This is a genomic window from Clostridium sp. B9 (assembly GCF_050509515.1).
GTDB lineage: Bacteria > Bacillota > Clostridia > Clostridiales > Clostridiaceae > Sarcina.
In genome coordinates this window covers 3560959-3584195 of record NZ_JBNWKA010000003.1, presented here as the reverse complement: position 1 = coordinate 3584195, position 23237 = coordinate 3560959, and the positions used below count along the sequence as shown (strand labels likewise).

General features: G+C 30.5%; 16 protein-coding genes and 1 pseudogene. 15 read left to right on the top strand and 2 right to left on the bottom strand.

Annotation, left to right across the window (positions count from 1 at the left end; all coding sequences use genetic code 11):
• Positions 1–17: 17 nt before the first annotated feature.
• Together ACQZHJ_RS16080 and ACQZHJ_RS16075 are read right to left on the bottom strand one after the other, a co-directional pair.
• A complete protein-coding gene (locus ACQZHJ_RS16080; RefSeq protein WP_430486513.1) occupies positions 18–629 on the bottom strand; it encodes a cell wall hydrolase in 612 nt (203 codons plus the stop codon).
• Between the two features lie 69 nt (positions 630–698).
• The gene (locus ACQZHJ_RS16075) at positions 699–1661 is read right to left on the bottom strand and encodes a hypothetical protein (RefSeq protein WP_430486512.1); all 963 of its coding nucleotides are present in this window, start codon (positions 1659–1661) and stop codon (positions 699–701) included.
• 160 nt (positions 1662–1821) lie between these two features.
• On the opposite strand from ACQZHJ_RS16075, the gene cdaA reads away from it, so the two are divergent.
• From cdaA to ACQZHJ_RS16000, 15 genes and pseudogenes are all read left to right on the top strand, one after another.
• Complete coding sequence (cdaA, locus tag ACQZHJ_RS16070; protein ID WP_430486511.1) at positions 1822–2679, top strand: diadenylate cyclase CdaA; 858 nt, start codon at positions 1822–1824, stop codon at positions 2677–2679.
• Positions 2646–3971, top strand: coding sequence for a CdaR family protein (locus ACQZHJ_RS16065; protein ID WP_430486510.1), 1326 nt, complete (start codon positions 2646–2648; stop codon positions 3969–3971). The genes cdaA and ACQZHJ_RS16065 overlap by 34 nt, the downstream gene beginning before the upstream one ends.
• A gap of 76 nt (positions 3972–4047) precedes the next feature.
• On the top strand, positions 4048–5649 hold the full coding sequence (locus tag ACQZHJ_RS16060; RefSeq protein WP_430486509.1) for an NAD(P)/FAD-dependent oxidoreductase: 1602 nt from the start codon (positions 4048–4050) through the stop codon (positions 5647–5649).
• A gap of 182 nt (positions 5650–5831) precedes the next feature.
• Complete coding sequence (ptb, locus tag ACQZHJ_RS16055) at positions 5832–6740, top strand: phosphate butyryltransferase (protein ID WP_430486508.1); 909 nt, start codon at positions 5832–5834, stop codon at positions 6738–6740.
• A gap of 24 nt (positions 6741–6764) precedes the next feature.
• Positions 6765–7836, top strand: a pseudogene (gene buk / locus ACQZHJ_RS16050) (butyrate kinase).
• 227 nt (positions 7837–8063) lie between these two features.
• Positions 8064–9782 carry a ferredoxin hydrogenase gene (locus ACQZHJ_RS16045; RefSeq protein ID WP_430486507.1) on the top strand — a complete coding sequence of 573 codons (1719 nt, stop codon included), beginning with the start codon at positions 8064–8066 and terminating at the stop codon, positions 9780–9782.
• Positions 9783–10090: 308 nt separating this feature from the next.
• Entirely contained in the window at positions 10091–11200 is a 1110-nt protein-coding gene (locus ACQZHJ_RS16040; RefSeq protein WP_430486506.1) for an ABC transporter ATP-binding protein, read from the top strand.
• A 35-nt stretch (positions 11201–11235) separates the two neighbouring features.
• Positions 11236–12186 carry a PucR family transcriptional regulator gene (locus ACQZHJ_RS16035; protein WP_430486505.1) on the top strand — a complete coding sequence of 317 codons (951 nt, stop codon included), beginning with the start codon at positions 11236–11238 and terminating at the stop codon, positions 12184–12186.
• Between the two features lie 384 nt (positions 12187–12570).
• Positions 12571–13791, top strand: a complete 1221-nt coding sequence (locus ACQZHJ_RS16030) for a maltose ABC transporter substrate-binding protein (RefSeq protein WP_430486504.1) — start codon at positions 12571–12573, stop codon at positions 13789–13791.
• A gap of 94 nt (positions 13792–13885) precedes the next feature.
• Positions 13886–14836 carry a carbohydrate ABC transporter permease gene (locus ACQZHJ_RS16025; protein WP_430486503.1) on the top strand — a complete coding sequence of 317 codons (951 nt, stop codon included), beginning with the start codon at positions 13886–13888 and terminating at the stop codon, positions 14834–14836.
• 1 nt (position 14837) lies between these two features.
• Positions 14838–15731 carry a sugar ABC transporter permease gene (locus tag ACQZHJ_RS16020; RefSeq protein WP_430486502.1) on the top strand — a complete coding sequence of 298 codons (894 nt, stop codon included), beginning with the start codon at positions 14838–14840 and terminating at the stop codon, positions 15729–15731.
• A 399-nt stretch (positions 15732–16130) separates the two neighbouring features.
• Positions 16131–17144: a LacI family DNA-binding transcriptional regulator gene (locus ACQZHJ_RS16015; RefSeq protein ID WP_430486501.1), complete on the top strand. Its 1014-nt coding sequence runs from the start codon at positions 16131–16133 to the stop codon at positions 17142–17144.
• 21 nt (positions 17145–17165) lie between these two features.
• Positions 17166–19310: a TIM-barrel domain-containing protein gene (locus ACQZHJ_RS16010; protein ID WP_430486500.1), complete on the top strand. Its 2145-nt coding sequence runs from the start codon at positions 17166–17168 to the stop codon at positions 19308–19310.
• 24 nt (positions 19311–19334) lie between these two features.
• Entirely contained in the window at positions 19335–20828 is a 1494-nt protein-coding gene (gene malQ, locus ACQZHJ_RS16005; RefSeq protein WP_430486499.1) for a 4-alpha-glucanotransferase, read from the top strand.
• On the top strand, positions 20821–23184 hold the full coding sequence (locus tag ACQZHJ_RS16000; protein WP_430486498.1) for a glycogen/starch/alpha-glucan phosphorylase: 2364 nt from the start codon (positions 20821–20823) through the stop codon (positions 23182–23184). The genes malQ and ACQZHJ_RS16000 overlap by 8 nt, the downstream gene beginning before the upstream one ends.
• The last annotated feature ends 53 nt before the right edge of the window (positions 23185–23237 follow it).

Genomic DNA, 23237 nt, shown 5'->3' with positions numbered 1-23237 from the left:
TGTGTTAGCTTTTTTTGTTAGTCAATATTAAAAAATACATGTTGACCGATATTTTTTACTCCTGTCTTTTCAACGCCTTTCATCCACGAGCATGTAGCGATTTTAGGGTTATAGAAATATAATGCTTCATTTGTTGGATCATTGCCTTCTATAGCTTTTAAAACAGCATTATAGCTATCACTATCAGGTACTACGTCTATTCTACCATTTCTAACGCAGGAAAAAGCGTTTTTTTGAGTTATTACTCCTGATATAGTATCAGGGAAGTGAGAATCTGTTGTTCTATTTAAGATGACTGAAGCCACGGCTACCTTTCCGTCAAAGGGTTCACCTTTACTTTCTGCATAAACAACTTGTGACATTAAATATATGTCATCTTTTGTTAGTGGTATTGTATGTTGTGAATGCTTGAATACGGCAACAACATCTTCAGTTGTGTTGTAAAATAGTTCAGATTCACTGGTATCTGTTGAATTAACAGATACTGTAGTTAATTTTATATAATCATTTTTGGTTACATGCTCATTTGAATGAGAAAGCCCTAGAACTTCTTTCCCATTTAATGTAGTGATAAGTAATAAGGCGAAGGCAAAAAAGAAGAAGTAGTAAGTATAAATACTCTTTCTCATAAGAACCTCCTTTTGGTAATTATTTTACCTAGTATATTGTAACCAAAAAAATAGAGAAAATACGTGTTTTTAGTTTTTCATATAATTATCTAAAGTGCTTTCAGCAATATCAAAGGATTTTATAAATTCGTTAAATAACTCTTCAGACTTTTCATAATAATCATTAGGAGTCTTGTTTCCATCAATTTCACCAAGTAAATTTTCTAAGAAATAACTTATATATTTTCCATATGAATTAAGTGTATTTTCTAGAGCAATAAAGCAATCATTAGCTTGCTCTGGAATAGGTAATGAGTATAAGTCATTTTTTAATTCTTGAAGAGAATTGTTTTTAGTGTTTATATCATTAACTAGGACTTTTAAATCTCTATTAGATTCTCTTATAAGTTTAGCTGTTTCAAATAATTTTTCATCCATTGATGATAATTTTAAAAGTATTGACTTAATAGAAACAACAAAGTCATTTTTTTGGCTTTGAATAAATCCTTTATCTCTATTAGTTTTTATAAGTTCGTTTATATAGTAGAAAATATCTTGTAGATAAGTACTACTTTCTTTATAAAGATAAACAGGAACTAGATTAGCTCTGCATAGATAGTAGTTGTTCTCACATTCTTCTTTTAACTTTAAGGCTATCTCATATTCTTCTGAAAGTTTACTAGAATCAGGAGTTTTTAGTATTAATAAAATTTTGTTGTAAAGTTCTAGGTTTTTACTTAACCCATCTTGTAGTGGACTTAATAAATCTTGGCGTTTTGGAGAAACTGATAAAGATTTTAAATTAGAGTCTATATCTGAGAGTTTTAATATTTTATCTTCAATAGATTTTATATAATTTTCAGATGTTATGTTCTCTGAATCTAAATCATTGGTTAGATTTACTTCAGAAATTGAACGTCCAAAGTCTTCGATAAGTGATTTTTCATTATGGGCTCTAAAAAAAGAAAATCCTAAAACAAATATTAGTATGATAACAGCAAATATTATGTATATTAAGGATTTATCTATATACTTTTTATATTTAAATTCCATATTAGGTACCCCCTTGCATACTTTTTTATTAAAATATATGAGGGAATGTGTAATAACATTACCTAGAATATGTAAAACTACAAATAAATACTGCAAAATATATTTTATAATGATATTTTTATTGTATAATTTAATTGTTACGGTAATGGAGGTGAAATTTATGCAAGAATTGATTATGATGTTTACAAATAGTATAAAAGATATTTCTATTTGGTCTGTTATAGATATTCTAACAGTTGCTTTTATCTTTTATAAAGGATATATGCTTATAAAGGAAACAAGAGCAGAGCAATTACTTAAAGGGATTTTATTAATAGTAGCACTTATTCCTATAAGTTATGTATTAAGACTACAGATGCTTAACTTTATTCTTACAAAAACAATAACAATTGGGGTATTATCAATAATTATTATTTTCCAACCAGAAATAAGAAGAGCATTGGAGCACATAGGAAGTACGGCATTTGATGATTTTCATGTACTTCAAGATGATGAGAAGCTAGAAGAAGTAATTGATGAACTTATTGTGGCTGTAGAAGATATGGCTGAAACAAAGACTGGTGCTTTAATAGCAATAGAACAAGGTACAGGTCTTGGAGAAGTTATAAAAACAGGAACTCAATTAGACGCTGTAATAACTTCTGCTTTAATAGAAAATATATTTTTCAAAAACACTCCATTACATGATGGGGCAACAATAATAAGAAATGATAGAATTGTTTCAGCTGGTTGTGTTTTACCGCTAACAAACAATAACACTATAAATAAAAAATTAGGTACTAGACATAGAGCAGCTATTGGTTTATCTGAGAATTCAGATGCTTTAGTTATTGTTGTTTCAGAAGAAACAGGTAGCATATCATTAGCTGTTAAAGGTAGACTAACTAGAAATTATGATGGTAAAAAATTAAAGAATATATTATTAAAGGTTATGAGAAATAGACGTGATAAGAGAGGAAAATCTTATGGGGAGAAGGTGAAGATATGCTTAAAAAAATTGAAGGGAAAAATTTCTTAGTAAAATTTATATGCTTATTACTATCCTTTTCACTCTGGTTATACATAATAAATGTAGAGAATCCAGTTAGGGAATATAAATTAAGTAATGTGCCAGTTCAAGTAATTAATGCAGATATGTTAAAAGAATATAATTTGGTTATGGTACCAAATCAAAATTTAACTGTTGATTTAGACTTGGAGGGACCTTCTAGTGAAATATATAAGGTGAAAAAAGATCAATTTAAGATTGTTGTTAATTTAGGTGCTTATGTATTAAAAGAAGGTGATAACAATATACCAGTAGAGATAGCTAGTTATCCAACAAATATAAATATAAAAAATAATGGGTTTTTAAGAGTAAATGTACTTCTTGATAAGTATCAAGAAAAGAATTTACCTATAGAAAGTAAGATAAAGGTCAATACAGAGCAAGGAGTTTATGCAGATAAACTTTCAATAAATCCTCAAAACGCTACTGTTTCAGGAGCTCAATCATTAGTTGATAAGGTTAAATTCTTAGAAGTAAAAGGTGAGATTAATGATGTTAATAAGGCTGTAAACATGAGCCTACCTGTGGTAGCTGTAGATGCTGATGGAAATGAAGTAGAAGATGTAAATATAAGTCCTAGTAAGGTTGATATATCATTTGGAGTAAAACAATCTAAAGAAGTTCCTGTTAATGTAATAACTACAGGTACACCTAAGGAAGGATTAGCATTAAAATCAATAACTCCTAGCTTAACAAAGGTGAATTTGATTGGTCAAGAAGATGCACTAAGTAAAGTTAATTTTGTGGAAACTTCGCCAATAGATGTTTCACAGTTTGCTGATGACGCAAGTGTATCTACTGTATTAAAATTACCTGATGGAGTAAGTCTTGCTTCAGGTCAATCAGCACAAATAAATGTAAAATTAGCATTTAGCAAGGATGTACAAAAGGAAATAGAGGTTCCTATAACTGTAGACGGTGAGTTAAAAGGATATATTGTTGAGACAGATGTTAAATCAATTAAGTTAACATTAGATGGACCGGAAGAGGATGTTAATAAGGTTGATGCAAGCAAGTTCAAATGTGTAGCTGATATATCAAAGCTTACAGAATCAGGGGGTTCTGTTAAGTTGAATATAAGTAATCCTTATGACAACATTAAGATAACTAAGACTGATCCAACAGAGGTTAAAGTAACTTTTAAAAAGACAGATGATTCTGGTAAAAATGATGGAACAAGTACTGGAAATAATACAGGAACAGATGGTTCAAGTACAAAACCTGATACAGAAAATAATCAAAGTCAGAATAATAATCAATAAAAATTTACCACAGATTACTTTAGGAGTATTCTGTGGTAAAATAGTTTACTAAGGAAAATAAAATGGAGGAAATTTTATGACTATTAGAATAAATAACATTAGTTTAGATATAAATGAAGATTTAGAATTAATTAAAAATAAAGTAGCTAAGAAACTTAAAATGTCTAAGAATGAGATTGGTGATGTAAAAATAATAAAAGAATCACTAGATGCTAGAAAAAAGAATCTTATAAAGTTCAATTATTGTGTAAATATAGAACACAAAGATGAAGCGAAAATAGTCGCTAGACTTAATGATAAAGATGTTAAGTTAGAGACAGTTAATTATGATTTTGATTTTGAGTTTGGTGATAAAAAGTTAGAACATAGACCAGTAGTTGTTGGATTAGGACCAGCGGGACTTTTTGCAACTCTTTTATTAGCTAAGAAAGGCTTTAATCCTATAGTTTTTGAAAGAGGAGAAGATGTTGATACAAGAAGTAAAACTGTTGAAGAGTTTTGGAAAACAGGAAAGTTAAATCCAGAATCAAATGTACAATTTGGTGAAGGTGGAGCTGGTGCATTTTCAGATGGTAAGCTTACAACAAGAATAAAAGATACTAGATGTGATTTTGTTTTAGAAGCTCTTGTTAGAAATGGTGCTCCAGAAGAGATAATCTATAAAGGAAAACCTCATGTAGGAACTGACATATTAAAGAATGTAGTTAAAAATATAAGACAAGAAATAATAAGATATGGTGGAGAAGTTCATTTTAATTCAAGATTTGAAGGGCTAATAAAAAAAGATAATAAGCTAAAGGGAATTAAGGTTAATGGAGAAGAGGTTCCATGTGAAGTAGCTATATTAGCTTTAGGTCATAGTTCAAGAGATACATATGAGATGTTATTTAATGAAGGAATCTTTATGAAACAAAAACCTTTTGCAATAGGAGTTAGAGTAGAACATCCACAAGAAATTATAAATATAAGCCAATATGGAGAAAAATTCGCTAATCACCCAAGATTAAATGCTGCAGAGTATAGACTAGCATATCAAAGTAAAACTTTAGATAGAGCAGTATATTCATTCTGTATGTGCCCAGGTGGAGTAGTAGTTAATGCTTCTTCAGAAGAGAATAGACTATGTGTAAATGGAATGAGTTATCACGCTAGAGACAAGGAAAATGCAAACTCAGCTTTAGTAGTAACAGTGGGACCAAATGACTTTGGAGGTGAACATCCTTTAGCAGGAATGAAGTTCCAAAGACATTATGAAGAACTTGCATTTAAATTAGGTGGAAGCAATTATAATACTCCAGTTCAGCTTTTAGGTGATTTTATGGAGGATAAGGTTACTACTAAATTAGGAAAAGTAAATCCTAGTGTGTTAAGTAATGATTATAGATTTGAAGATTTAAGAAAATGCTTGCCTTCATACGTAATATCAGGAATAAAAGAGGGTATAGTTGACTTTGATAGAAAAATAAAAGGATTTGGTCATCCAGATAGTATTTTAACTGGAATAGAAACAAGAACTTCGGCTCCAGTTAGAATAGAAAGAAATGAAAAGCTTCAAAGTATTTCACTACAAGGATTATATCCAGCTGGTGAGGGCGCAGGATTTGCAGGTGGAATTGTTTCAGCTGCTGTAGATGGCTTAAAGGTAGCAGAAAATATAATGAAAGAATTCAATGTTTAAAATTTAACAATTAAATAAAAAATAATAATTTGAATATTCTGAAAACTTTGGTTTTCAGAATATTTTTTGGTAGAATATAGTTAAGGGTAATTAATTTTGAAATGATAAGTTTGTGTAGGCAAATTTTTTTTGTTTACAATTGTTATAAATTTAACAAAATTAAAGAAAGAGGATTGAGTATTATGGCTAAAAATTTTAATGAGTTATTTTCAAAACTAAGAGAAAATGGAATGAAGAAGGTTTCAGTTGCAGTTGCTCAAGATGAGCCTGTATTAGAGGCTGTAAGAGAAGCTAAAAGACTAGGAATAGCTGATGCTATTTTAGTTGGTGATGAAGAAAAAATAAAAGAAATAGCTAACAAAATTGATATGAACTTAGGCGATTTTGAGGTTATAAATGAACCAAATGATAAAAAAGCCGCTTTATTAGCTGTTGAATTAGCTTCAACTGGTAGAACTGATATGGTAATGAAAGGATTAGTAGATACTGCTACATTCTTAAGAAGTGTATTAAACAAAGAAGTTGGTTTAAGAACAGGACAATTAATGTCTCATGTTTCTGTATTTGAAATACCAGGAATGGATAGATTAATGTTTTTAACTGATGCAGCATTCAATACATATCCAGAATTAAAAGATAAAGCTGCTATGATAAACAACTCAGTTAAAGTTGCACATGCTTGTGGAATAGAAGTTCCAAAGGTAGCAGTTATAGGAGCTGTAGAAGTAGTTAATCCAAATATGCCAGCAACAATGGATGCAGCTTTATTAGCTAAAATGAATGATAGAGGACAAATAAAAGGATGTATAGTTGATGGACCATTTGCATTAGACAATGCTATATCAGAAGAGGCAGCTGAGCATAAAGGTGTTAAAGGAGAAGTAGCAGGTAAAGCAGACATATTATTATTACCAAACATAGATGTTGCTAATGTTATGTATAAAACTTTAACTTACATGTCAGAATGTAAAAATGGTGGTTTATTAGTAGGTACATCAGCACCAGTTATATTAACTTCTAGAGCAGATAGTTTTGAAACAAAAGTAAAATCAATAGCTATAGCAGCAGTAGTTGCTCATGATTTAAAATAATCAATTTATGGGAGGGGAATTTATATGGCTTATAAATTATTAATAATAAACCCAGGTTCAACATCTACTAAAATAGGTGTTTATGAGGGTGAAAAAGAAATATTAGAAGAGACTTTAAGACATTCAGCAGAGGAAATATTAAAATACGATACAATATATGATCAACTTGGATTCAGAAAAGATGTTATTTTAAATATATTAAAAGAAAAAGGAATTAATATAAATGAGTTAGATGCTATAGTTGGTAGAGGTGGAATGCTTAAACCAATAGAAGGTGGTACTTATGAAGTTAATGACGCTATGATAGAAGATTTAAAAGTTGGGGTTCAAGGACCTCATGCTTCAAACTTAGGTGGTATATTAGCTAGCGAAATAGCAAAGCAAGTAGGAGCTAGAGCGTTTATAGTTGACCCAGTTGTTGTTGATGAAATGGAAGCAGTAGCTAGATTATCAGGTGTTCCTGAGTTGCCAAGAAAGAGTAAGTTCCATGCATTAAATCAAAAAGCAGTTGCTAAAAGATATGCTAAAGAACATAACACTTCATATGAAGAAACTAATTTGATTGTTGTTCATATGGGTGGAGGAGTTTCAGTAGGAGCACATAAAAAAGGTAGAGTTATAGATGTTAACAATGCTTTAGATGGAGATGGCCCATTCTCACCAGAAAGAGCAGGGGGAGTTCCATCAGGTGAATTACTAGAGATGTGTTTCTCAGGAAAATACAGCAAAGAAGAAGTTTATAAAAAGTTAGTTGGAAAAGGCGGATTTGTAGCTTATGCTAACACAAATGATGCTAGAGATTTAATTAAATTATCACAAGAAGGTGATAAGGAAGGTATCTTTAATATTCGATGCATTCATATATCAAATAGCAAAAGAAATTGGAGCTATGGCTGTAGTTTTAGATGGAAATGTTGATGCTATAGTATTAACTGGAGGAATTGCATATAGTGAGTATGTTACAAATGCTATAAATGAAAAAGTTAAATGGATTGCACCTATGGTTGTATATGGTGGAGAAGATGAACTTTTAGCTTTAGCTCAAGGAGCTATAAGAGCATTAGATGGTATAGAGGAAGCGAAAATCTACAAATAAGCTAATGTAATAGATGAAAAATTTAAATGAGTAATTATTTGGGGGAAGAATTTTGTAATTCTCCCTTAAATTTTGTTCTAAAAAAGTGTTCATAAAAGTCTGAAATATTTATATTTCACAAATATTATGTTAGAATAGTAACGATGATTTTTAAATTAACTGATTTTTACGATATATGAGTTGAGGTTTAGTATTTATCAAAAAATCCTAAAAATTGGAGGAACAGCATGAATAAAATAATAATCAATGATAAAACTATCGAATTTGATGGTGATAAGACGATACTTGACTTAGCAAGAGAGAATGGATTTGACATTCCAGTGCTTTGTGAGTTAAAAAATTGTGGAAACAAAGGACAATGTGGAGTTTGTCTTGTTGAGCAAGAAGGAAATGACAGACTATTAAGATCTTGTGCTATAAAAGCTAAAGATGGAATGGTTATAAAAACTGACAGTGAAAAAGTTTTAGATGCTAGAAAAGAAAGAGTAGCAGAGCTTCTAGATGAGCATGAATTCAAATGTGAGCCTTGTAAGAGAAGAGAAAATTGTGAATTCTTAAAATTAGTTATAAAAACTAAAGCAAGAGCTCATAAACCTTTCGTAGTTGCAGATAAATCAGAATATGTAGATGACAGAAGTAAATCAATAGTTTTAGATAGAACTAAATGTGTTAAATGTGGAAGATGTGTTGCAGCATGTAGAACAAGAACAGCTACAAACTCAATAAAATTCCATAGAATTGACGGAGTTAGATTAGTTGGACCAGAAGAATTAAAATGTTTCGATGATACAAACTGTTTATTATGTGGTCAATGTGTAGCTGCTTGTCCAGTTGATGCATTATCAGAAAAATCACATATAGAAAGAGTTCAAGATGCATTAAATGATCCAGAAATGCACGTAATAGTTGCTATGGCACCAGCTGTAAGAACATCAATGGGTGAATTATTCAAGATGGGTTACGGCCAAGATGTTACTGGAAAATTATATACTGCTTTAAGAGAATTAGGATTCAATAAAGTATTTGATATAAACTTTGGAGCTGACATGACTATCATGGAAGAAGCTACTGAGCTTATAGAAAGAATTAAAAATAACGGACCTTTCCCAATGTTAACATCATGTTGTCCATCATGGGTTAGAGAAGTTGAGAATTATTTCCCAGAATACATAGGAAATCTTTCAACAGCTAAATCACCACAACAAATATTTGGTGCAGCATCAAAAACTTATTACCCACAAGTTGCTGATATAGATCCTAAAAAGGTATTTACAGTAACTATAATGCCTTGTACTTCTAAGAAGTTCGAAGCAGACAGACCAGAGATGGAAAACGATGGTATAAGAAATATAGATGCAGTTTTAACTACTAGAGAATTAGCTAGAATGATAAAAGCTGCTAAAATAGATTTCGCTAAATTAGAAGATAGTGAAGTAGATCCAGCAATGGGTGAATACACTGGAGCAGGAGTTATATTTGGTGCTACAGGTGGAGTTATGGAAGCTGCTTTAAGAACAGCTAAAGACTTCATGGAAAATGCAGATTTAGAGCATGTAGACTACGAAGCAGTTAGAGGTATAGCTGGAATTAAAGAAGCTGATATAGAGATTGCAGGAAATGAATATAAATTAGCTGTTGTAAGTGGAGCTGCTAATGTATTTGATTTAATGAAATCAGGAAAATTTGATGACTATCACTTTATCGAAGTAATGGCTTGCCCAGGTGGATGCGTTAACGGTGGAGGACAACCACACATTTCAGCTGAAACAAGTGATGAAATGGATATAAGAGAAGTAAGAGCATCAGTTCTTTACAATCAAGATAAAAACTTAAAGAAGAGAAAGTCACACCAAAACTCAGCATTATTAAAAATGTATGAAACTTACATGGGTCAACCAGGACATGGAAAAGCTCATGAATTATTACACATGAAATATACTAAGTAATTAGTTTGTGATTATAGAAAAGAGTGTTTCAATTAAGAAACACTCTTTTTGTTATGCAAAAATTAAGTAATTTATATTAAGTCTTATATTAAAATATTATTTTTTATGAAAATTTGAATTCTTCAGTATAATAAATATTAGAATTTGTCCATATAAATATAAAATTTGTACAGGCTCTTTAGATTATCATACAAAAAACAATCAATTCTTTTGTAAATAATGTCCATAGATGAAAACGGTTAATTGGTATAAAATAAAGACATAAAAGAAATTCGAGAAATAATTGGAATTTATGGGGGAGTATTAATATGGCAAATTTATCACTTAAACATATTTATAAAGTATATCCAGGAGATGTTACAGCAGTTAAAGACTTTAACCTAGAAATCGCTGATAAAGAGTTCATCGTATTCGTTGGACCATCAGGATGTGGTAAGTCAACTACTTTAAGAATGATAGCTGGATTAGAAGAGATTTCAAAAGGTGAATTATTCATTGGAGATAGATTAGTTAACGAAGTTGAGCCTAAGGAAAGAGATATAGCGATGGTTTTCCAAAGTTACGCATTATATCCACATATGACTGTATATGATAATATGGCATTCGGACTTAAGTTAAGAAAAGTTGCAAAGGAAGAAATAGATAAAAAAGTTAGAGATGCTGCTAAAATACTTGATATAGAGCATTTATTAGATAGAAAGCCAAAGGCTTTATCAGGTGGACAAAGACAGAGGGTTGCATTAGGAAGAGCTATCGTAAGAGAGCCTAAAGTATTCTTAATGGACGAGCCTTTATCAAACTTAGATGCTAAATTAAGAGTTCAAATGAGAACAGAGATTTCTAAGTTACATCAAAGATTACAAACTACATTTATATATGTTACACATGACCAGGTTGAGGCAATGACAATGGGTACTAGAATTGTTGTTATGAAAGATGGTATAGTTCAACAAGTTGACTCACCACAAGAAATATACAACAACCCAGCTAATATATTCGTTGCAGGATTCATTGGAAGTCCACAAATGAACTTTATAGATGGAACTGTAAAAGAAGAGGGTGGAAAGTACTTTGCTTGCTTCCAAAATGAAAAAATAGAAATGCCAATGGAAAAAGCTAGATTATTAAAAGAAAAAGGATATGTTGGTAAAAATGTTATAATAGGTGTAAGACCTGAGCATTTAGACGACGATCAAGAGTTAGTGGCTGCAAATCCAACTACTGTAATCAAATCAAAGGTTGAAGTTACAGAGTTAATGGGAGCAGAAAGTTACATCTATACTAAACTTGGTAATCAAAACATCACAGTTAGAGTAAATGGAAGTACTCAGTTAAAGAATGGACAAGAGGCTAAATTCTATGTTGATGCTAATAAAATTCATATCTTCGATAAAGAAACTGAGTTAAAATTAGTTTAATTAGTAGATAGCTTTAAAATAGAGGGGTAATCAGTATGTACAGTTTTCATAAGTTCTTAGAAGAGTTATATATAAACACCAAAATACCTTTTAAGGTTACTTTGGATGCGGAGGAGTTCTCGCCATGTGATTTTGAAGATTCACATAAAGAAGAATATGTTTCTCAAGAATTCGAAGTTAGAGGTAAAAAAGGTGAAATTATAACTAAAAAGGACTATGAAAGCTGTATTTCTTTATTGAAGTATTTAATAGAGAGTAAGATTACAGAAGTATCTAGTAATAAAGAAAAGCTCATAAGGAAAGCTTTAAAGGGTATAAATATAGATAAAAACACTATAAATAAAGAACTTTCAGTTTTAAAAGATGAATTCTACATAATAAGTGTATATTTATCATCTCATATCCAAGAAGGATTAGAGCTTATAAGTGAATGTTATGATAGTAAAAACATTATTAGCTTGTTAAAGGATGATACTATAGTTATAATTGGTACATTAGAAGATGTTGAGGAACATGCTAATGGAATTAAGGATTCTATAGCTTCAAACTTATATACTAAATGCTACATAAGCTATATGAAATTAAATAATATAAATGAAATTAAAGAGGCCTACGAGATAAATATGTCTAAAATAAATCTTGCAATAAAATACGATTTGGATGAAATTGTTTATGGAGAAAGAGATTTACTTTTTGAAAATTTAGTAGACTCCATAGATGAAGATTTGAAAAACAAGATGTATGAGGATTTTGGCTTAGGTTTCTCTAAATTAGATAGGGAAATGATAAAGACCATAGAAACATTCTTTAAGTGTGGTCTTAATATAAGTGATGCATCTAAGGAATTATATGTGCATAGGAATACTTTGATATATAGATTAGATAAGATTCAAAAATGTACATCTTATGATATAAGAAATTTTAATGAAGCTGTTATTTTTAAGATTGCTTTCCTAATATGGAGAGGAAAAGAAATTAATAGGTAATTATTATAAGACTCAATTTAAGTAAATGTTACTTGAATTGAGTTTTTTTATTTCTATATTGATAAAATAATAAAAAATATTACAGAAAAATTTAAAAATGAAAGCCTTGGAAATATAGTCTTTATAAGGGGTTTATTATATTTGAAAATAAAGGTAAATATAAAACTTATACAAAAACTAGAAAAAATTCAAAAAAAGTATTGAAAATGTTTTCTTGGTATTATATAATAATCTTGGAAACGATACCGAAAGACTTTTTGAAAAAGTATTTGTTATTCTAACAAATAGAATATTTTTTTAAGATGTTTTGGTATCGTTTCCGAAAATTAATTGTGAAAAAGATAAAATCTTTAAATTAATTAAAGTTATGAGGGGGATTTAATAATGGGAAAACGTACAAAAATTCTAGCAACTGTAATGGCAACAACAATGTTATTCGCAGGATCACTAGTAGGATGTGGAGGAAGTAGTTCAGAGAGTTCAGAAGGAACTAAAGAACTTACAGTATGGTCACACTTAACAACTCCAGAGGTTGATGAAATCAACAAATTAGCTCAAAAATGGGGCGAAGAAAAAGGAGTTAAAGTAAAAGTTGTAGAAGATAAATCAGAAATGCAAGCTTATATTCAAGCTGCAAATAGTTCAAAAGGACCAGATATAATGTTTGGATTAGCTCATGATAACTTAGGAACATTCCAAAAAGCAGGTCTTTTGGCAGAAGTTCCAGAAGGAACTATAAATGATTCTGATTTTGCATCACATCAAGTTTTAGATGCAGTAACAATTGGTGGAAAAAGATATGCAGTTCCAATAGCTCAAGAAACTTCAGCTCTTTTCTATAACAAAGATAAAGTTAAAGAAGTTCCAAAAACTATGGAAGACTTAGTAAAAGTTGCAGAAGAAGGAGCAGGATTTAAGTATGATGTAAATAACTTCTATGCTACTTATGGATTTATAGCAGCAGACGGAGGATATGTTTATAAAGATAATAATGGAACACTTGATCCAACTGATATTGGACTAGCTACACCAGGAGCTATAAAAGGATATCAATTCGTTCAAGATTTAGTTCAAAAAGATAAATTAATGCCATCTGATATAACTGGAGATATAGCTAAAGGAGATTTCTTAGCTAAAAATACTGGATTCTATATTTCAGGACCATGGGATGTATCAGCATTCAAAGATGGGGGAGTAAACTTTGGAGTAGCTCCAATGCCAACATTATTTGGAAAACAAGTACCTACATTCTTAGGTGTACAAACTGCTTTCGTAAGTGAAAAATCAAAGAATAAAGATTTATCATGGGAATTAGTTAAGTACTTATCAGAAAACTCAGGAGATATCCTATTAAATAAAGGTAACAGAATACCTGTATTAAACAAATACTTAGATAGCAAAGATTTCAAAGATAATGCTTACATGAGTGCTTTTGCAGAGCAAGCTAAAAATGCTACTCCAATGCCTAATATACCAGAAATTCAAGCTATGTGGGCACCAGCTGGAGCTAACTTACAATTATTAACTTCAGGACAAATAACTCCAGAACAATGTGCTCAAATGACAGTTGAACAAATTAAACAAGGTATAGAGCAACAAAAATAATAAGAATTTAAAAGGGGGGATTTATAGTCCCCCTTATTTATAAGAAGTAATTTTAAAAAGGGTAAAGGTATTTTATTAAGGAGGAGAGCAGGAAATGCAAGTGGCAGTAGATAAAAAAGCAGCAAGAAAAAAGAGTAGAAAACAGACAATAAAATCTATTCCGTATTTATTACCAGCACTTATATCAATTTTAATATTCACAATATTTCCTATACTATACACAGTGTATATATCTTTCACAGATTACACAATGTATTCACAAGGAAATATTCATTGGGTAGGATTTGCAAACTTTATAGAGGTTTTCACAGGTCCTTTTAAAGAAATTTTCTTCCCAGTTCTAGGTTGGAACTTAGTATTTGCGATAGCTTCAACAGCTGGAACATTCTTTTTAGGTTTAATAGTTGCAATGGCAGTTAATAATCCTAACTTAAAAGAAAAAGCAATTTATAGAGCAATACTTATAATTCCATGGGCTTTACCAGCAACAGTAGCAATACTTTCATGGAAAGGTCTTTTAAATGGAAGTTACGGAGCAATAAATAACTTATTACTGAATTTACATGTAATAGCTGATCCAATCCCATGGTTAACAGATCCAATGTGGGCAAGGGTAGCAATAATTTATGTTGGTATATGGCTTGGATTCCCATATATGATGAACGTTTGTTTAGGAGCTTTAGGAGCAATTCCAGATAGTTATTATGAAGCAGCTGATGTTGATGGTGCTAGTAAATGGGTCCAATTTAAGAAAATAACATTACCATCATTAGCTCAAACAGCTTATCCACTATTAATTTCATCATTTGCATTTAACTTTAATAACTTTGGACAAGCGTACTTAATTACTAACGGTAATCCGCCAAGAATGGCAACACAGTTTGCTGGATACACAGATATCCTTGCATCTGTAAACTATAAGTTATCAACACAGTTTGGTAGATTTGAAATAGCATCTGCAATCAGTATAATAATCTTTATACTATTAGCAACAATTTCATATTATCAAATGAAATTATCAGGACAATTTGAGGAGGTAGAATAAAATGCAAAGTAAAGTACAGAAAAAAAGCGGAGTAGTAACTACCTCTGAAATGAAATATAAAAAGAAATTAAGACCAGCTGAAGTTAGATCAGTATGGATATCAAGAATATTCTTATGGTTTATGTGTCTAGTAGTTTTATTCCCAGTACTATCTATAGTAACTGCTTCTATGGCTAAAGGGGAAGCTTTCGTACAGACAACATTATTACCACAATCATGGACATTAGAAAATTATTCAAAGGTTTTAACTGAAACTAACTTTTTAGTATGGGTTAAAAATACACTTATTATATGTGTTGCAGTATCTGTAATACAATTATTATTAACAATACCAACAGCTTTTGCTTTCTCTAAGTTGAGATTCTGGGGAAAGAAAAAAGGATTAATGTTCTTATTATTACTTCAAATGTTCCCAGCAGCTATGTCATTACCAGCAATCTTGGGTCTTGCTTACAGATTAAATGGTATGGATCATATAATTACATTAGTAATTATAGCAGCTGGTGCTAGTGCATATAATATTTGGTTAATGAAAGGTTTCATAGATGGAATTCCAAAGGAACTTGTAGAGGCTGCTAGTGTTGATGGAGCTACTACTTTCCAAATATTTATCAAAATAATATTACCATTAACAAGAAATATGCTTTTAGTAATATTCTTATTCACATTCATAGGATCATATAGTGAATTCATATTTGCATCAGCAATATTAAAAGATCCAGATAGTTTAACACTTGCTGTAGGTATGCAACAATTCATTAAAAATGATTTCTCAGCTAACTGGACTCAATATTCAGCAGCTGCAATAATGGCTTCAATTCCAATAGTTATACTTGCTACTGCAGGTCAAAAATATATGGCTAAAGGATTAGTAGCTGGATCAGTTAAAGGCTAAAAATTAAACTTTTACGGAATAGAGATAAAATACCTTAAATTAATTAGATACTTCTTATAAGATAAAATATATTGATGGAGAGTTGGAAAGAACGCTAACTATAGAAGAAACCAAGAGTGGTTTCTTCTAATCCATCATTATAAAGGAGATTTAATTAAAAAAATATACAATCTTTAGAAAGTGTTAGTAATATTAGGGGGATTGTTTAATCCTTAATAAAATTCAAAATCAAATCAATGTTTGAATAAAAGTAGAAAAAAATGAACTTTATTATAATTTCTTTAAACTCTTATAAGTGCTGTTGCTAATGCTTTATATGAGGTTTATAATTAAGTTGGTATCGTTACCGAAACAATTTCCAACTAAATTAAAGATTGCAGAAAATCGGGAGGATTTTTTATGAATATAAGAGACATAGCAAAACTTGCTGGTGTTGGTGTTAGTACAGTATCAAGAGTTATAAATGAACATCCAGATGTGAAGGATGAGACAAGAGAAAAGATATTAAAGATAATAAAAGAAAGTAATTATATACCAAATAATAGTGCTAGAATTCTTAAACAAAATAACACTAAAAATATTGGAGTTTTAATGAAAGGGGTATTCAATCCATTTTTTGCTGAAATGATAAATATTATAGGTAGTAGAATAAATGAAGCTGGATACACTATGATTCTTCAACAAAATGATTATACTACAGAGGATGATGTTGATAGCTTAATCGCTTTTGTTAAAGAAAAAAGACTTCAAGGAATTATTTGTTTAGGAGGAAACTTCTTAAACATAAATGATGAGAGCTTTCAATTTTTAGATATACCAGTAGTTTTAACTTCTGTTAATACAATATCTAAAGAAAGTAAAAGTAAGTACTCATCAATAGGTATAGACAATATTTTATCGGCTAAAGAATCAACACAGTATCTAATAGATAAAGGTCATAAAAATATAGCTATGCTATTAGGAGAAAAAGATGACGTTGGAATAAGTGGATTAAGACTTGAAGGCTATAAAGAGGCTTTAATAGAAAATAATATTCCTTATTCAGATGATAACGTATTTATAGGTAATTATGATTATAGTGGTGCTTATAAAGCTACTAAAGAGATTATAAACACAAGAAAAGACATTACTGCTATATTTTCTATATCAGATATCATGGCAGTAGGAGCAGCTAAAGCAGTTATAGATCAAGGACTAAAAGTTGGAGAAGATATTTCAATTATGGGGTTTGATGGAATGGATGTAAGCAAGTATTACAATCCAGGAATAACAACTGTTAAGCAACCTAAAAAGCATATGGCAACAAATAGTATAGATTTACTATTAGCTCTTTTAGCTAAAAAGGAAGAGCATAAACATATAATTTTTGAAACAAAGATTATTGAGAGGGAATCATGTAAAGATATGAGATAGTCATAAATGGAGGGAAATATTATGAGAAGTAGCAAGGTTAATAACCACATAATTAAATACACTTTTGGAACTCCTTTTAATACCGAGTCAGTTGTTCTAAAAGACGGAGAAGAGTTAAAAGGTAATGAATTAAAATATTTAAATTTTGAGAATAACGCTCTTACATTAAAGCTTAAAGATGAAGATATAGTTTATGGGTTAGGTGAAAATGTAAGAGGATTAAATAAAAGAGGCTGGATATATGAAAGTTTCTGTACAGATGATTTTTCACACACTCCGGAAAAGAAAAGTCTTTATGGAGCACATAACTTTTTAATGATATATGGAGAAAAGAATTTTGGAATATTCATAGATTATCCAGGAAGAGTTAAGTTTGATGTTGGATATACAAGAAGAGATGAATTAAAAATAACATTAGATGATAATAATTTTGATTTATATATAATAGAAGGAAATTCCTTAGAAGAAATAGCTAAGAGTTTCAGAGAATTGATTGGTGAAAGTTATATAGCACCAAAATGGGCCTTTGGGGTTCAACAAAGCAGATGGAGTTATAAAGATAGACATGAAGTTCTTGAGGTCCTTGATAACTATGAAAATTCACAGCTTCCTCTTGATTGTGTATACCTTGATATTGATTACATGGAGGATTTCAAGAACTTTACTATAAATAAAGAAGCTTTTCCAGAGTTTGAAAGCTTTGTAGAAGAAGTAAAAGCAAGAGGAATAAGACTTATTCCTATAATCGATGCAGGATGCAAGATTGAAGAGGGATATGATGTTTATGAAGAAGGGATTGAAAAGGGATATTATTGCTTAGATGATGAAGGAAAACCTTTCGTTGCAGCAGTATGGCCTGGAAGAGTTCACTTCCCAGACTTTTTAAATAAAGATGCAAGAATATGGTTTGGAAACAAATATAAATTCTTAACTGATAAAGGAATTGAAGGGTTCTGGAATGACATGAATGAGCCAGCTATATTCTATTCAGAAAAAAGATTAAACGAAGCTTTTGAAAAAATATCAGAAGCAAAAGGTAAGAACTTAGGAATATACGATTACTTTGATGTTAAGGATACATTCCCAAGACTTCAAAATAGCATGGAAGATTACCAAAGTTTTTACCATAGAGTAGGAAATGAAAAAGTAAGACATGATAAGGTTCATAATCTATTTGGATTTAACATGACAAGAGCAGCTGCTGAAGGGCTTGAAAATATAGATGAAAATAAGAGATTCTTACTTTTCTCTAGAGCATCAACAGTTGGTATGCATAGATATGGAGGAATATGGACTGGAGACAATATGTCTTGGTGGGAACACATTAAATTAAACATTCAGATGATGCCAAATATAAATATGTGTGGATTCATTTACACAGGAGCCGATTGTGGTGGATTTGGTGGAGATGCTACAGAAGATTTAGTTATAAGATGGTCACAATTTAGTATGTTTACACCTTTATTTAGAAATCATGCAGCTTTAGGTACAAGACATCAAGAACCATATGCATTTAGAGGTGAGAGTGTCGAAGTATTAAAAAATATGTTGGAGTTAAGATATGTTATGGTTCCATATCTATATAGTGAATATATGAAAGCTGTTTTAAATAATAAAATGTATTTTAAACCATTAACATTTGAATATAAAGATAAATTTGTTAATAGAATTGAAGATCAATTACTTCTTGGAGATAGTTTAATGTTAGCTCCAATTTATGAACAAAATGCTTTAGGAAGATATGTTTATCTTCCAGAAGAGATGCTTTTATGGAGAGCTAGAAAATATGATGAAGGAGACTTTGAAGTTTTAGGACAAGGTCATCATTATATAGATGCTAACTTAAATGAGGTACCGATGTTCATAAGAAAAAATAAAATAATAACAATGGCAAGTAAGCCAAGTAAAAGGGTAGAAGATTTAGATACTAGTAAATTAAACTTGATCGCTTTTGTTGATGATGAAGCTGAATACATCTATTACAACGATGATGGAATCACTAAAAATTATAAAAATGGTGATTATGAAGAGCTTAAAATTAGAATCAAAAAAGTAGATTCAGATTATGATATATCAATAGATAATAAAAATTCAAGAGTTGAAAATTTAAATATAAAAATATTTGATTTAAATAAAAATATGATTGAAAAAGAAATTTTAGTTTAATAATAGTAACTAGGGGGAAGCAATATGAGAAGATCAAGTGGAATAATAATGCATATTGCATCCTTACCTGGAAAGTATGGTATAGGTACTTTTGGTAAGGAAGCATATAACTTTGTAGATTTCTTAAAGAAATCTGGACAAGGATACTGGCAGATATTGCCCTTAGGTCCAACAAGTTATGGTGATTCACCATATCAATCATTTTCAGCATTTGCAGGAAATCCTTATTTCATAGATTTTGATGTTTTAAATGAAGAGGGATTACTTGATAAAAAAGATTATGAAGGGGTTAACTTTGGGAATAATCCAGAAAAGATAGATTATGCATTATTATTTGATAAGAAGATGAGAGTGTTAAGGATAGCATATGAAAAATCTTTAGAGAAAAACAAAGAAGAGATAGCTAAGTTTAGAGAAGAGAATAAACTTTGGATAGAGGATTATGCTCTTTATATGGCAATAAAAAACGAAAATGATCTTCTAAGTTGGCAAAATTGGGATGAAAAAATAAGACTTAGAGATGAAAAGACACTAAATGAGTGTAGAGTAAGGTTAGCTAAGGAAATAAACTATTGGGTGTTCTTACAATACCATTTCTATAAGCAATGGGGAGCATTAAAGAAATATGCTAATAGTTTTGATATACAAATAATTGGAGATATGCCTATATATGTAGCTGAAGATAGTGCAGATGTTTGGGCTAATCCAAAAGCATTTTTATTAGATGAAAACAATGTACCTAAGAAGGTAGCAGGATGTCCTCCAGATGCATTCTCAGCAACTGGACAACTATGGGGAAATCCAATCTATGATTGGAACTACATGGATGATACAGGATATGCTTGGTGGATAGACAGAGTAAGAGAAAGCTTTAAACTTTATGATGTTTTAAGAATAGATCACTTTAGAGGATTTGAAGCTTATTGGGAAATACCATATGGCGATGAGACTGCAGTAAATGGTGAGTGGGTTAAAGGACCTGGAATTAAGCTATTTAATGCAATCAAAGATGAATTAGGAGAGGTTAATGTAATAGCAGAAGACTTAGGATACTTAACTCAAGGAGTTATAGATTTTAGAGATGAAACTGGTTTCCCAGGAATGAAGGTTTTACAATTTGCCTTTGATTCAAGAGAAGAAAGTGATTATCTTCCACATAACTATCCAGTAAACTCAATAGCTTACACTGGAACTCATGATAATGATACTTTCAGAGGATGGTTTGAAGTTACAGGAAATAAAGATGATGTTGAATATTCTAAGAAGTATTTAAAACTTACTGAAGAAGAAGGGTATAACTGGGGATTCATTAGAGGAGTTTGGAGCAGTGTTTCACATACTGCAATAGCTTTAATGCAAGATTTCTTAAATTTAGGAAATGAGGCTAGAATAAACTTCCCTTCAACTCTAGGTGGAAACTGGGAGTGGAGAGTTAAAGAAGATGCTTTAACTGATGAATTAGCAGAGAAGATATATGATATAACAAAACTATATGGAAGGGTGAAGAACAATGAATAAAGAACAAATCAAGAGAGGGATTGAAAGATATCTTAAAGTAAAGTATGGAAAAAGCTCAATAAAGGATGCTAAAGACTTTGAAGTTTTCAATGCGTTATCACTAACTCTTTTAGAGGGAATTGTTGATGATTGGAATGACACTGAAGCACTTTATGAAAAAGAAAAGAATGCTTATTATTTTTCAGCTGAGTTCTTAATGGGTAGAGCATTAGGAAACAACCTAATAAGTTTAGGACTTTATAATGAAGTAAAAGAAGTTTTAGATGAATTAGGCTTTGACCTAAATAGAATTGAAGAAATAGAAGAGGATGCTGGACTAGGTAATGGTGGTCTAGGAAGACTAGCAGCTTGTTTTATGGATTCAGGAGCAGCATTAGAAGTACCACTAAAAGGATATGGTATCAGATATAATAATGGTTTATTTTCACAATACTTTGAAGATGGATTCCAAAAAGAAGATGTTGATAGTTGGTTAAAATATGGAGAGCCATGGAGCATAAGAAAAGAAGATGAGTTCGTAACTGTTGATTTTGAAGATATGACAGTTAAAGCTATACCATATGATACTCCAATAATCGGATATGCTAGTAAGAATATAAACACTTTAAGACTTTGGAAGTGTGAGCCTGTTAAAGAATTTGATTTCCATTTATTCAATGAGCAAAAATATGATGAGGCTGTAGAACTTAAAAATAGAGCAGAGGATATATCAAGAGTTTTATATCCAAATGATTCAAATAGAGAAGGTAAATTATTAAGATTAAGACAACAATACTTCTTGGTAAGTGCTTCATTAAAGGATATAGTAAGAAAGCATAAAGCTACATTCGGAAGAATAACAGAGAAATTTGGAGAGCTTCATTCAGTTCAATTAAATGATACTCACCCAGTTTTAGCTATACCAGAACTTATAAGAATTCTTGTAGATGAAGAAGGATTCACTTTCGAAGAAGCTTATGGAGTTGCTACTCATACATTTGCTTATACAAATCACACTATATTAGCAGAAGCATTAGAGAAATGGGATGTTGATTTAATAGAAGAATTATTCCCAAGAATATTAGAAATAATTGAAAAAATAGATGCTGAATTCATTGTTGCTTTAGATGAAAAAGGATATTCAGAAGAGGCTATAGAAGAGTTTAGAATAGTTAATGACGGACAAGTTAGAATGGCTAACTTAGCAATACATGTTGGATTTGCTGTAAATGGTGTTGCTCAATTACACACAGATATATTAAAAGATATCGAGTTAAGGAACTGGTATGAATTATATCCAGAGAAGTTCCAAAACAAAACAAATGGAATAACTCCAAGAAGATGGTTAAGATTATGTAACCAAGAATTATCAGCTTTAATCACTGAACTTTTAGGAAGTGAGGACTGGGTTAAACACTTAGACTTATTAAAAGGTTTAGAAAAATATAAAGATGATGAAGAAGTATTAAAAAGATTTATGGCTATTAAGCATACTAAGAAAGAGCAATTAGCTAAGTACATCAAAGAACATGAAGGTGTTGAATTAGATCCAAACTCAATCTTTGATATTCAAATCAAGAGATTACACGAGTATAAGAGACAATTATTAAATACTTTATACATCTTAGATTTATATTACAGATTAAAAGAAAATCCTGATATGGATATACCAAAAGTAACATTCATATATGGAGCTAAAGCTTTCCCAGGATATAAGAGAGCTAAATCAATAGTTAAATTAACTAATGAAGTTGCTAAGCTTATAAACAATGATGAAACTATAAAAGGAAAAATTAAAGTTGTATTCGTAGAAAACTATAGAGTTTCATATGCAGAAAAATTATTCCCAGCAGCAGATGTTTCAAAACAAATTTCAACAGCTGGTAAAGAGGCATCTGGAACAGGTAACATGAAGTTCATGTTAAATGGAGCTCCTACATTTGGTACTAATGATGGTGCTAACGTAGAAATAGTTAAAGAAAGTGGAGACGATAATAACTTCATATTTGGTTTAGAAGTTGAAGACATAGAAGCATTAAAAGGAAATTACAACCCGGTAGCTTACTATGAAGCAGATAAAGAATTAAAGACAGTTTTAGATTCATTAGTTGATGGAACATTTGACGATGGTGGTACTGGTGATTTTGAAGATCTTTATAATTCATTATTAAAAGAGGGAGATCAATACTTCCTATTAGCAGATTTTAAATCATTCAAAGACACTGAAGATAAAGTATTTGAAGCTTACAAAGATGAGATGAAATGGGCTAAGATGGCATTCGAAAACACTTGTAATGCAGGTATGTTCTCAAGTGACAGAACAATACAACAATATTGTGATGACATTTGGGGAATCAAGAAGTGTACTAACAAATAGTTAGAATTTAATAAAAGCTAATTAAAAACTTATAAATAGAAAACTTGAGGGGA

Bases quoted from the DNA above. Each gene is read 5' to 3' on its own strand.
- cdaA (WP_430486511.1), top strand. From the start codon at position 1,822: ATGCAAGAATTGATTATGATGTTTACAAATAGTATAAAAGATATTTCT.
- malQ (WP_430486499.1), top strand. From the start codon at position 19,335: ATGAGAAGATCAAGTGGAATAATAATGCATATTGCATCCTTACCTGGA.
- ACQZHJ_RS16080 (WP_430486513.1), bottom strand. From the start codon at position 629: ATGAGAAAGAGTATTTATACTTACTACTTCTTCTTTTTTGCCTTCGCC.
- ACQZHJ_RS16065 (WP_430486510.1), top strand. From the start codon at position 2,646: ATGCTTAAAAAAATTGAAGGGAAAAATTTCTTAGTAAAATTTATATGC.
- ACQZHJ_RS16045 (WP_430486507.1), top strand. From the start codon at position 8,064: ATGAATAAAATAATAATCAATGATAAAACTATCGAATTTGATGGTGAT.
- ACQZHJ_RS16030 (WP_430486504.1), top strand. From the start codon at position 12,571: ATGGGAAAACGTACAAAAATTCTAGCAACTGTAATGGCAACAACAATG.
- ACQZHJ_RS16000 (WP_430486498.1), top strand. From the start codon at position 20,821: ATGAATAAAGAACAAATCAAGAGAGGGATTGAAAGATATCTTAAAGTA.
- ACQZHJ_RS16035 (WP_430486505.1), top strand. From the start codon at position 11,236: ATGTACAGTTTTCATAAGTTCTTAGAAGAGTTATATATAAACACCAAA.
- ptb (WP_430486508.1), top strand. From the start codon at position 5,832: ATGGCTAAAAATTTTAATGAGTTATTTTCAAAACTAAGAGAAAATGGA.
- ACQZHJ_RS16015 (WP_430486501.1), top strand. From the start codon at position 16,131: ATGAATATAAGAGACATAGCAAAACTTGCTGGTGTTGGTGTTAGTACA.
- ACQZHJ_RS16040 (WP_430486506.1), top strand. From the start codon at position 10,091: ATGGCAAATTTATCACTTAAACATATTTATAAAGTATATCCAGGAGAT.
- ACQZHJ_RS16020 (WP_430486502.1), top strand. From the start codon at position 14,838: ATGCAAAGTAAAGTACAGAAAAAAAGCGGAGTAGTAACTACCTCTGAA.
- ACQZHJ_RS16075 (WP_430486512.1), bottom strand. From the start codon at position 1,661: ATGGAATTTAAATATAAAAAGTATATAGATAAATCCTTAATATACATA.
- ACQZHJ_RS16010 (WP_430486500.1), top strand. From the start codon at position 17,166: ATGAGAAGTAGCAAGGTTAATAACCACATAATTAAATACACTTTTGGA.
- ACQZHJ_RS16060 (WP_430486509.1), top strand. From the start codon at position 4,048: ATGACTATTAGAATAAATAACATTAGTTTAGATATAAATGAAGATTTA.
- ACQZHJ_RS16025 (WP_430486503.1), top strand. From the start codon at position 13,886: ATGCAAGTGGCAGTAGATAAAAAAGCAGCAAGAAAAAAGAGTAGAAAA.